The sequence below is a fragment of the Niallia yueguangensis genome, from assembly GCF_052663115.1.
Genome location: NZ_JBQTCX010000011.1, coordinates 133903 through 145965, shown reverse-complemented (window position 1 = coordinate 145965; position 12063 = coordinate 133903). Strand labels below are relative to the sequence as shown.

General features: G+C 36.9%; 8 protein-coding genes. All 8 read right to left on the bottom strand.

Annotation, left to right across the window (positions count from 1 at the left end; translation table 11 throughout):
* Positions 1-29: 29 nt before the first annotated feature.
* The 8 genes from argF to ACTYA4_RS12370 all read right to left on the bottom strand — a co-directional run bounded on the left by argF (position 30) and on the right by ACTYA4_RS12370 (position 11902).
* A complete protein-coding gene (gene argF, locus ACTYA4_RS12405) occupies positions 30-977 on the bottom strand; it encodes an ornithine carbamoyltransferase (RefSeq protein WP_445505675.1) in 948 nt (315 codons plus the stop codon).
* Positions 974-4087 carry a carbamoyl-phosphate synthase (glutamine-hydrolyzing) large subunit gene (gene carB / locus ACTYA4_RS12400; RefSeq protein WP_445505674.1) on the bottom strand — a complete coding sequence of 1038 codons (3114 nt, stop codon included), beginning with the start codon at positions 4085-4087 and terminating at the stop codon, positions 974-976. Before carB ends, argF begins: the two co-directional genes overlap by 4 nt.
* Positions 4080-5162 carry a carbamoyl phosphate synthase small subunit gene (locus ACTYA4_RS12395; protein ID WP_443481859.1) on the bottom strand — a complete coding sequence of 361 codons (1083 nt, stop codon included), beginning with the start codon at positions 5160-5162 and terminating at the stop codon, positions 4080-4082. Before ACTYA4_RS12395 ends, carB begins: the two co-directional genes overlap by 8 nt.
* 349 nt (positions 5163-5511) lie before the next feature.
* Complete coding sequence (argD, locus tag ACTYA4_RS12390; RefSeq protein WP_443481858.1) at positions 5512-6669, bottom strand: acetylornithine transaminase; 1158 nt, start codon at positions 6667-6669, stop codon at positions 5512-5514.
* Positions 6666-7439: an acetylglutamate kinase gene (gene argB / locus ACTYA4_RS12385; protein ID WP_445505673.1), complete on the bottom strand. Its 774-nt coding sequence runs from the start codon at positions 7437-7439 to the stop codon at positions 6666-6668. Before argB ends, argD begins: the two co-directional genes overlap by 4 nt.
* An 11-nt stretch (positions 7440-7450) precedes the next feature.
* Positions 7451-8698 carry a bifunctional ornithine acetyltransferase/N-acetylglutamate synthase gene (gene argJ, locus ACTYA4_RS12380; protein WP_443481856.1) on the bottom strand — a complete coding sequence of 416 codons (1248 nt, stop codon included), beginning with the start codon at positions 8696-8698 and terminating at the stop codon, positions 7451-7453.
* Positions 8699-8713: 15 nt separating this feature from the next.
* Positions 8714-9748, bottom strand: coding sequence for an N-acetyl-gamma-glutamyl-phosphate reductase (argC, locus tag ACTYA4_RS12375; protein ID WP_443481855.1), 1035 nt, complete (start codon positions 9746-9748; stop codon positions 8714-8716).
* Between the two features lie 885 nt (positions 9749-10633).
* Positions 10634-11902, bottom strand: coding sequence for a molybdopterin molybdotransferase MoeA (locus ACTYA4_RS12370; protein ID WP_445505672.1), 1269 nt, complete (start codon positions 11900-11902; stop codon positions 10634-10636).
* Positions 11903-12063 lie beyond the last annotated feature (161 nt).

The following is a 12063-nucleotide window of genomic DNA, read 5'->3' as shown; positions in this document are numbered from 1 at the left end:
AAAAAAACCCCCTAAAGGAGGTTTTTTTGTTACTTCAGAATTTCAACTAATAATGCTTTTTGAGCATGCAGTCTATTTCCTGCTTGTTGGAATACTGCTGAATTGCTGCCATCAATGATTTCCGCTGTTACTTCTTCTTCACGGTGTGCAGGCAGGCAATGTAGAAAAATATAGTCATCTTTTGCATGTTTTACTAGTTCACTGTTGATTTGGAAGCCTTGGAAGTCTTTTAAACGTTGTTCGTTTTCTTCCTCTTGGCCCATACTTGTCCAAACATCTGAATAGATAACATCTGCATTTTCTACTGCTTCAACAGGATTTGTTGTTAATAAAATGCTGCTGCCGCTTTCCTTCGCAAACTTTTCAGCTAATGCTACTATTTCTTTATTTGCTTCATAATTTACTGGAGTAGCAACAGCGATATCGATTCCTACTTTTGCACATGCAATTAATAAAGAATGTACGACATTATTTCCGTCACCAATATAAGCAAGCTTCAGACCTTTTAATGTCCCTTTAATTTCTTGAATGGTTAATAAATCAGCTAATGCCTGGCATGGATGGTGAAGATCTGTTAACCCATTGATAACAGGAATCGCAGCGTGTTCTGCTAATTCTATAACTGTATCATGGGAGAAAGTACGAATCATAATAGCATCCACATATTCTGATAGTACTTTTGCTGTATCAGAAATTGGTTCTCCTCTGCCGATTTGAAGATCACGACTGCTTAAAAATAGTGCATGTCCGCCTAATTGCATCATCCCAGCTTCAAAAGATACTCTTGTTCTTGTAGACGATTTTTCAAAAATCATCCCTAACGTTTTTCCTTTTAATGGAGTATATTCTTTTCCGCTTAATTTCGCTTCCTTAATTTTTTCCGCTTTTTTAAGCAGCTCTAAAATTCCTTCAGGTGATACCTCTGTTAATGTCAACAGATCCTTTCCTTTTAAATCTAATGCTGAAGTTGTAATCATACGATACTCACGTCCTTTTTTAACATATTGTGCCAATCATTTATCGAATGAACGGAAAATGCATTTACGTTAAAAGAAGAAATAAATGCTTCTGCACTTTCTTCTTGTGTAAAAGTGATAATTCTGTTTCTTGTTGCCAATTCACGCAAGAATTGATCCTTTTCATCGTCCGTATTATTATAAAAAGCAACTGTTTCCGGCTGTGCCAGCAGTTCTTCTAAACCTTCAGAAGCTTCTTTCACAATTAAACCGGCCGCTTCTGCCTTACTGCGAAGCAAATTATTGTTTTTGTCTGATTTAATGACAATTTGTTTATTGTCTACTTTCTTTAAAGCAGGATGGAATACTTTCTTTAATGCCTCTTCCTGTGAATCAGCAAGCGCAATTCCTTCTCCTGTTGATCTCATTTCTGGACCAAGTTTCGAATCAAGGCCTTTTAAAGCATAGTTTGAATAAACAGGATATTTTATACATGTAAATGGAATATCATCTGTAAATGTTTTTTCTTGCTCCGTTAATTTATAGTTTCCAAACATTATTTTTGTCGCAATTTGTACAAGTGGAACACTTGTTACTTTACTAATAATCGGAGCCGTTCTGCTTGCACGCGGATTAACTTCTAATACATAAACATCTTCCCCGTTAATAATGTATTGAATATTCATTAATCCTTTATATTTTGTGTTTCTGACAATTTTTTGCCCATAATCCAGCATTTTTTCTTTTACAGTTTTTGATAAATTTTTTGCAGGCAAAATGGATAAACTATCACCAGAATGAACACCTGTTTTTTCAATATGCTCCATAATAGCTGGTACACATATATCATAGCCATCTGCTGCAATATCTAATTCTGCTTCAGAAGCATGCATAAATTGATCGACAAGCACCGGATATGGAATATCGGTAGTTAAGTACTTTTTCAAGTCATCGTTGTTTTCGATGCGTTCCATCCCTTTTCCGCCAATTACATAAGATGGTCTAATTAACACAGGATATCCTAGCTTTTCAACAGCATCCAACAGCTGACCTTCTTCAAAAACAATATCCCCTGAAATATGAGGAATATTCTCTTCGTCTAATAGTTTATAGAATAAATCTCTATCTTCAAGCAAATCAATCGTATGACTGCTGTTTCCAAGAATTTCAACACCATATTCCTCTAGTGCTTTCGCAACATTCAGGGCAGTTTGTCCCCCTAATTGAACAATTACTTCTTTTATTCCTTCTGATTCAATCACGTTCATAATATCTTCTGTTACTAACGGTTCAAAATATAATTTGTCCGCAGTGGCAAAATCCGTACTAACTGTTTCAGGATTATTATTAATAATGATTGTTTCAATATTTTCTTGTTTAAGGGCAAAAACACCATGAACGGAGCAATAATCAAATTCAATTCCTTGACCAATTCTAATCGGTCCGCTGCCAATAACAAGAATTTTTCTTTTATTGCTTTCTGTTTGTTCATTTTCCCCGTAATAACTGGAGTAATAGTAGTTTGTTTTAGCTTCAAATTCTGCTGCACAAGTATCAACCATTTTGTAAATTGGCAGAATACCGAATTCTTTGCGTTTTTCCCGGACTTGCTTTTCTGAACATCCCCACTCACTTGCAATAAAAGCATCACTAAATCCTTTTTCTTTCCATTTAAGCAGTGATTCATTCGTTGCAGCTTGTAAATTAGACTGGGAAATTTCTAATTCCATGTTAATCAGTCTTTGGAATATATGCAAATAAAACAAATCAATTTTTGTTAAAGCATGCAGTTCATCAAGTGTTACATTTCTTCTAATAAGCTCTAAAAGAATAAAAAATCTTTCATCTGTTTGTTCTTTTAGCTTTCCAAATAATGTGTCCATTGACTCGTCAGCAAGATTTGGGTATTTCAAATCATTGGCGCTGATTTCTAATGAACGAATTGCTTTTAAAAGGGCACGTTCAATATTTCGGTCAATCCCCATTACTTCACCGGTTGCCTTCATTTGCGTACCAAGATTTCTCGAAACCGTTGGGAATTTATCAAATGGCCATTTCGGGAATTTCACTACTACATAATCCAGTGCTGGTTCAAAGCTTGCATAAGTATCACCAGTTACCGGATTGATAATTTCATTCAATGTATAGCCAACTGCTAATTTCGCTGCCATTCTTGCAATCGGATAACCAGTTGCTTTTGAAGCAAGTGCAGAAGAACGGCTAACCCTTGGGTTCACTTCGATTAAATAATATTTTTTACTTTGAGGATCTAGTGCAAATTGAATGTTGCATCCTCCAATAATCCCTAAAGCCGAGATTATTTTTATCGATGCTGAACGCAGCATTTGATATTCTACATCTGTTAACGTTTGTGATGGAGCCAAAACAATACTGTCACCAGTATGAACGCCAACTGGGTCAATATTTTCCATATTACAAATCGTGATGCATGTATTCATGCTATCGCGCATTACTTCATATTCGACTTCTTTAAATCCAGCAATACTTCGTTCTACTAAACATTGTCCGATAGCACTTTCTTGTAAACCACCCGATACAAGCTTCGTAAACTCTTCCATATTTGCTGCAATTCCCCCGCCGGTTCCACCTAATGTATAAGCTGGACGAACGATAATTGGAAAACCAATTTCTTCCGCAAACTGGACCGCTTCCTCTACCTTATGCACAATTTTACTTTCAGGTACAGGTTCATTTAATTCATACATCAGCTGACGAAACGCTTCACGGTCTTCTCCTTTTTTAATCGATTCAATCGAACTTCCAAGCAGTTTCACATTATATTTTTGTAAAATTCCTTGTTCACTTAATTGGAAAGCAAGATTTAAGCCTGTTTGTCCACCTAATGTAGCAAGCAGTCCATCTGGCTTTTCTTTTTGAATGATCATTTCTAATACATCGACTGTCAATGGTTCAAAATAAATAGAATCCGCAAATGTTTGATCTGTCATAATTGTTGCTGGGTTATTATTTACAAGGATTACTTTGTATCCTTCTTCTTTTAAAGCCATGCATGCTTGTGTCCCAGCATAGTCAAATTCTGCCGCTTGCCCGATTACAATTGGACCTGATCCGATTACGAGTATCGTTTGTATTGTTGTGTCTTTAGGCATATGCAATAACTCTCCCATAATTTGCTTTCACATTTTCAATAAATTCGTCAAATATATAATGGCTTTCTGAAGGTCCTGGATTTGCTTCTGGATGGAATTGAACCGTTAGCAAAGGATAATCAGCATGTGTCAGTCCTTCAACAGACTCATCATGCAGGTTGTAAAAACGTGCAGTACAGCCTGTATCTTGTAAACTTTCTTCGACCACTACGTAACTATGGTTTTGAGAGGACATAAACACTTTTTGATTCTTTTTATCTATTACAGGATGGTTTGCTCCTCGATGTCCAAAGGATAATTTAGACGTTTCTCCTCCAAGTGATAATGCTGCTAGCTGATGTCCTAAACAAATTCCAAGAGTAGGATAATGTTTAATTAATGCTTTCACAGTAGGCAGCACTTCTACAATATCTTTTGGATCTCCAGGTCCGTTCGATAATAAAATTCCATTTGGATCTAACTGTTTAATTTCCTCAAAAGACGTATTATATGGAACAACTGTCACTTTGCAGCCTCGTTCGATTAATGCATCCAACATTGACTCTTTTTTGCCAAAGTCCATTAGCACGATATGGTAATCGCCTTTTCCGTATGTTTGCGAATTACTTTCTGAAACATTGGCGACCTTCACATCTTTTTTTAGAGAAATTTCTGCCGATTCCACCGTATCTTTTGTTGTCATCATAGCTGGCATAGAACCCTCTTGGCGAATATTTTTTACAATAGCTCTCGTATCAACATGTGCTAATAACGGGATATCCCATTTTTGTAAATACTCTACAATGGTATGCTGTGATTGATAATGAAACGCCTCTTGATTCGCCTCATAAACAATGACACCTGCCACATGCGGTTTTTTGCTTTCAAAATCTTCATTGTTAATCCCATAGTTGCCTATTAAAGGGTACGTAAAAACAATAATTTGATCTTTATAGGAAGGATCTGTTAGCACTTCTTGATACCCTGTCATTCCTGTAAAAAAAACAATTTCTCCACTTACGGATGTTTCCGCTGTGTTTGTCAGAAATGTTCCGTTATATTTCGCTCCGTTCTTTAAGTGTAAATATCCTTCCATTTTGTACACCTCTATATTCTTAATTTCTAGTGCTCGACATCCTAGAAATAACGCCGAACATTCTCCTTATTTTTTAGGCTTTGTTATTTTTATTGTTGATTTTAAAAGAAGGTCCACAGCAGGAATACACTTCGCTTTCCACGGGCGAATGCCGAGCCTCCTCGTCACTTCGCTCCTGCGGGGTCTCGCCTATTTCGCTTTTCCCGTAGGAGTCTTCGTGTATTCCTGCTGCTCAGTGCTTAAAATATAGACAAAAACAACAATATCGTTTAAGCCATTTTTATACAAATCTCTGTATATTTATTATTAATTTCTTATAATTATACATCATCTTGCAAAAAAATACATCTTAAACTGTTACTTTTGTATAAAAATTTATGCGTGTTTCTAATATTGCAACAGCTACATCTATTTCTTCTATCGTACATGTTAAGCTCGGTAATAAACGAATCACATTATTACCTGCTGGCAATGCAATTAAACCATCTTTTCTTAAATCACTTAATAGATTGCCAATTGGCTGATCCATTTCAATTCCGATCATTAGCCCTTTGCCACGAACCTCTTTTACATGTCCATTATGTTCAAATTTCTCTTTTAGAGCATTCATTAAATACTCGCTTTTTTTATTCACTTCTTGTAAAAAAGCTTCCTGAAAAATAATTTCCATTGTTTTAATCGCAGCCGCCATTGCAAGTGGGTTTCCACCAAATGTCGTACCGTGGCTTCCTGGACCAAAAAATTCTTTTAACTCTTCTTTTGCAGCAATAGCACCTACCGGCATTCCGTTTGCCAGTCCTTTTGCAGAAGAAATAATATCTGGTTTTATATCGAATTGCTGATAAGCAAATGGTGTTCCAGTCCGGCCAATTCCTGTTTGAATTTCATCAATAATAAGCAGGGTACCTTTTTCTTTGCATAATGCGTCTACTTTTTGAAGAAATTCGTTTGTCCCGACATGAATGCCGCCTTCTCCTTGAATCACTTCAAGCATAACAGCCGCTACATCATCTGTTAACTGACTTTCCAATGCCTCAATATCATTAAATGGAACATACTCAAATTTTTCTAACATCGGTCCAAAACCATGTTTAATTTTATCTTGTCCCGTTGCTGACATTGTCGCAAACGTTCTGCCGTGGAAAGAAGATAAAAAAGTAATAATTTTTGTTTTTCCAGTTGCTTTTCTAGCTAATTTAATCGCCGCTTCGTTCGCTTCTGCACCACTATTCGCAAAAAAGACAACATCCATTCCACTTGCATCTGCTAGTAATTTTGCCGCCTTCTCTTGTGCACCGATTGGAAAAAGATTAGAAACATGCCAAAATTTATTTAACTGTTCTTCAATAGCCGCTTTTACTTCGTCATGGCAATGTCCTAAGTTGCATACACCAATTCCTGAAGTGAAATCCAGATATTTTTTTCCATCTGTACCGATTAAATAGCTGCCTTTTGCTGATTCTGGTTCAATCTCCCATTTTGCATAAGTTGGAAATAAATGACTCATTTGATTACCTCCTGCTTTTTTACAATTTGTGTACCTTTTAACGTTTCTTCTTGATAAAAAGCTTTTTTCCCTGAAACAATCATGACACTTTTTAATCCGCTTTCCAGTGCTGAAAGAGCTGATGTTAGTTTCGGAATCATACCGCCAGTAATTTGACCTTCTGCAATATAATGATGAACCGCTTCTTCTTCTAATTGAGCAGCTACTTTTCCATCAATAATGATACCTTCCACATCGGTAACAAATAAACAATGCTCTACATCTAAACTTTTCGCTACTGCAGCAGCAGCATAATCTGCATTTATATTTAGTGTCACACCTTCTTCAGTGCTTCCAAGTGGTGTTATCACTGGTATATAGTTTTTTTCTAATAAAAGATGAATAATTTGGTTGTTTACTTGTTGAACATTGCCAACTAGCCCAAGATTTTCTTCATCAATTAATGATGCTTGAATAAGATGGTCATCTGTACCATTGATTCCGATTGAAGGAAGACCATTTTTACTTAATAACTGAACAAGCTTTCTATTCGTTTTTCCAGAAAGAACCATTTCGACAATATTCAACGTTTCCGTTGTTGTTTTGCGGAGTCCATTATGGAACTCCGGTTCAACGCCAACTACTTCAAGCATTTCATTAATGTCGGGTCCGCCGCCATGAACAAATACTAATTGATAGCCACTTTTCTTTAATTCTTTTAAACTAGTAAAAAAATCGTCTGAAAGCTGGTCTATTACACTTCCGCCACATTTTATCAGAATTGTTTTCATTCGGCTCACTCCTACGTTCTATAACTTGCGTTTATTTTGACATAATCATAAGATAAATCGCATCCCCAAGCTTTTCCTTTCGCTTCTCCGTTATGAAGATGAACAGATATCTTAATAAAATCTTGATTCAAATAGTTAATTGCTTCTTCCTCTGAAAATACTTGTGGTTCGCTCATTTTTAACATGACGATATTTCCAATCGCAATATCGACTGTATTAGGATTTACATCAGCATTTGTCTGACCAATAGCCCCGATGATTCTTCCCCAGTTTGCATCGGATCCATAAACAGCAGTTTTTACTAAACTAGATCCTACTATTTGTTTCGCAATCATTCTTGCTTCTTCCTCTGATTTACAGCCTGAAACTTCTGCTTCAATTAATTTTGTTGCCCCTTCTCCATCTTTTGCAATTTGCTTAGCCAAGTTTTCGCAAGTTTTAGCTAATAATTCTAAAAAAGCTGAATAATCAGGGTGGTCTTTAGTTAATGCACTGTTATTTGCTAAACCGTTTGCCATTACTAATACCGTATCATTTGTGGAAGTATCTCCATCCACTGTTATTTGGTTAAACGTCGTTGGGATAACCGCGCTAAGTGACTCTTGCAATAAATCAGAATCGATATTCGCATCTGTTGTGATAAATCCAAGCATTGTCGCCATATTTGGATGAATCATGCCTGATCCTTTTGCTGTACCGCCCATTGTTACCGTTACACCGTCAATCGTAGCCGCGTAGCAACATTTTTTCATAACCGTATCCGTTGTTAATATTGCTTCTTGAAATGCATCCGCATGGCTTGAAGTATTCCCGCTATTTAACTGCTTTATTCCGTCACTAATTTTATCCATTTTCAAATATTCGCCGATTACACCTGTAGAAGAAACAGCAACATATTCTTTTTTAATATTCAGTTGATCTGCTGCTAACTGGCGCATCTTGTAGGCATCTTCCAACCCTTTTTCTCCTGTACAAGCATTTGCACATCCACTATTTACAACAACCGCTTGAATAAGCTTTTCCGCTGCAATAGAATCCTGCGTCACCTTTAATGGAGCTGCTTGAAAATGACTTGTTGTATACACTGCTGCACTATTAGCTGGCACTTCACTTATAATTAAACCTAAATCTTTTTTACTGTATCTTATTCCAGCATGCACTCCTGCTGCTTTAAACCCGATCGGCGATACAATACTTCCATCCGCTATTTCTTTAATAAGGGATGACTCTTCTTCATTAATGTTCGATATTACCTGCACTTGTTGCTCCTCCTCTTATGGGTACAGTGGTAAAAAGTTTAATCCAGTCGTTTCATGCAACCCATTCATGATGTTTGCATTTTGAACTGCCTGCCCTGCTGCACCTTTCATTAAATTATCAATTACAGAAATAATCGTTAATCTTCCTGTTCTTTCGTCTACATGAACACCAATATCACAATAGTTGGATCCGCTGACTTCCTTAATAGTCGGGAATGTATCAATTGGTCGGACACGGACGAAAGGATGATCTTTATACGCTTCTTTATACAGTTCATGGATAGCGGCAGTTGTATATTCTTCTTTTAAAGATGCATACATCGTTGCCATGATGCCTCTGTTTGTTGGCAGCAAGTGAGTTGAAAAAGTGATTGGCTGAATGTCGCCATTCCAGTCAGTTAGCTGTTGTTCAATCTCTGGAATATGCTGATGTTGATTCACTTTGTATATTTTAAAGTTTTCATTCATTTCCGCAAGCATTGTACCTCTTGATGGGCTTCTCCCCGCACCTGAAATACCTGACTTTGCATCGATGATAATGCTGTCTGGTTTAATGATTCCCTCTTGTACTACTGGGGCCAACCCTAATAAGGATGCTGTCGGATAACAGCCCGGATTAGAAATCCACGTTGCTTTTTCTATTTCTTCCTTATTCCACTCGGAAAGTCCATAAACAAATTTGTTTATTAAATCTGCTTTTGCGGGCTCTTTTTTATACCATTTTTTATAGTCATCTGTATTACGCAGCCTTAGATCACCAGATAAATCAACCAGTTTAATAGATGTTTCTGCAAAATCTTCTACTAATTTACTAGAAACACCAGAAGGAGTTGCAAAAAATACGATGTCACATTCTTCTGCAATTTTATGTGGATGTATTTTCTCTAATTTATTTTCTATTATGTTATATAAATGAGGATATTCGTTCCAAACTGGAACTTCTTCTCTTGTTGTATGAACAGATTGTATATTAATTTCAGGATGAGTATGCAAAATTCTAATTAACTCTACCCCGCCGTAGCCTGTTGTACCGATAATTGCCGCTTTCATAATTTCCTCCTTCAATTAGGAAATGATGTATATTTAATCATTTATTTTTATATTTATTAATATTCGATTCTCTTATTATAAAAACTTAGTATTATAAAATCAACCAGTTTTTCTTAAAAGTATTAGTTTTCTAACTTTTTCGGAATTTAAAAGTGGAAGAATTAAGGGGAAAAGAAAAATCGGGTAATTGGGGTGATTTTTTCAGAAGAAGAAATGCGCATAAACCAGATGAAAGCTTTCATTGGAACGTAAATATTTAGTGGTGAGCAGTTTATTACGTTTCACTCTTTTTTACACCCCACTCCTTTTTATTCTTTAGCTGTTTTCGTATAGATTGTAGATTGTTGCTTTTAAACTCGCGAGCATCGAGCCTCCTCGTCGCATACGCTGAGGTCACTGAAAAAGTGACTGCTATGAAATAAAGATAATAAAAATCTAAGCACTCAGAGATTTTCGTTCGGTTTTCCGAGGCTTACCACACGCTTTCCGCGGGGCGAGCGCCGAGCCTCCTCGTCGCTTTGCTCCTGTGGGGTCTCGCCTATCTCGCTAATCCCGCAGGAGTCGTGCGGACGCCTCTCCTAACCAACATGATGGGCTTTTTCAAACTCTCTATACCATTTTCATCCTACTAAATATATGGGTTTTACCTATAATTTATATAATAAAACACTTCTCAGCGGCCACGCATACGCTCCTATGGGGTTTTGTCTTTCGCGCATTCCCACAGAAGTCTACGTGTATGCAGACTGCTAAGAAACGCTTTTCCAAATGTATTATGTAAAAAACAACAAACTTTGAGAAATTAAGTGTATATAAAAACAAGGAATAATGAAGCTAACAAGGAAAGTCTTACTTGTTGTAAGGGGAAATGTCCCCTCTCTTTTTTCACCAAGGCCTTTCGCTGCCAAATTCCTCTTCAAGCAGGATAACCCTCACTTGCTCTCCTTTTTTATAGCCTTTATCACCGCCTGGTAAAATGGTTAAAGCATTGGCAAATGCAAGGCTGCTTACAATGGTCGATTTATCTACACCGCTTGTAGTTGTTTCTAATATTCCGTCGACGGTTGTTACTCTGCTTCTAATCATTCTCGTAAACGAATTAGTGGTTAAGAAATTTTCTTTTAAAACAGCCTTTGCTATTTGCAAATGAGGTTTTTGCGAATATAGCATCGATTTAATGATTGGATTTGTAAATAACTCAAAACCGACATAACATGCAGAAGGATTCCCAGATAGACCAAATAACATTTTTCCATTAAAATGTGCTACTGTTGTCACACTTCCTGGCCGCATTGCTATTTTGTTAAAAAGCACTTCTGCCCCGAGCTTTTGGTATATGTCCGGAAGCAAATCATAATCTCCAACGGAAACCCCGCCCGTAGTGATCAATAAATCGACCTTGTTTACCGCTTCACGTATCGCTTCATAGCTTGTATCCAATACATCTGCAAGTTTTCCGAAATATAAAGGGGTTGCACCTGCTCTTTCAACTTGAGCCATTACCATGTAGGCATTGCTATTTCTAATTTTTCCTTCTTCTAGTTCTTCATCTACTTCTAGCAGTTCTGTTCCAGTTGCAAAAACACCAACAACAGGCTTTTTGGCAACTGGCACCTTCTCATACCCAAAAGTTGCTAAAAGTGCTAAAATCCCTGGATTAATTTTTGTACCTTTTTCTACTAATACCGTTCCACTTTTGACATCTTCTCCTTGAAAGGAAATATTTTCTCCTTTTTGAAGACCATGTGTTAACGTAATGTACGTATGCTGATTATTTTTATAAGCGTACACCTTTTCAAACATTACGACTGCATCACAGTCTGCTGGAAGCATCGCCCCTGTCATAATACGAACCGCCTGATTTTTGCCAATTTTTTTGCGGCAAACTTGACCGGCACCTATTTCGTCGATCACTTCTAAACTAATTGGCTGTTGTGTTGATGCGCCGATTGTATCAATGGAACGCAAGGCAAAACCGTCATATGCGGAACGATCAAAACGCGGCACATCATGACTTGCAGTTAAATCTTCGCATAAATAGCGGCCGTTGCTTTCCACTATTGAGACAAATTCCTTTAATCCCTCTTTTTTATATTCCATCACTTTTTTAATAGCATCATCTATTTGAATTGGCGTTCTTTTTTCAACAAGCATTCGTCTATTCCCTCCAATCTTGTTACAAAACCCACCACCTAACAAGGAAACGGCAGATTCTAACCTAATAAAGGCAGTGTGAGCGGAGACACTCCATCCTTTCTAAGGAAAAAAACAATCAATTGAGCACTATTGTTCTTTTTTTCCCATTAAAGTTAACA

Excerpts from the sequence above, each read along its gene's own strand:
- argF (WP_445505675.1), bottom strand. The coding sequence starts at position 977 with ATGATTACAACTTCAGCATTAGATTTAAAAGGAAAGGATCTGTTGACA.
- carB (WP_445505674.1), bottom strand. The coding sequence starts at position 4,087 with ATGCCTAAAGACACAACAATACAAACGATACTCGTAATCGGATCAGGT.
- ACTYA4_RS12395 (WP_443481859.1), bottom strand. The coding sequence starts at position 5,162 with ATGGAAGGATATTTACACTTAAAGAACGGAGCGAAATATAACGGAACA.
- argD (WP_443481858.1), bottom strand. The coding sequence starts at position 6,669 with ATGAGTCATTTATTTCCAACTTATGCAAAATGGGAGATTGAACCAGAA.
- argB (WP_445505673.1), bottom strand. The coding sequence starts at position 7,439 with ATGAAAACAATTCTGATAAAATGTGGCGGAAGTGTAATAGACCAGCTT.
- argC (WP_443481855.1), bottom strand. The coding sequence starts at position 9,748 with ATGAAAGCGGCAATTATCGGTACAACAGGCTACGGCGGGGTAGAGTTA.
- ACTYA4_RS12370 (WP_445505672.1), bottom strand. The coding sequence starts at position 11,902 with ATGCTTGTTGAAAAAAGAACGCCAATTCAAATAGATGATGCTATTAAA.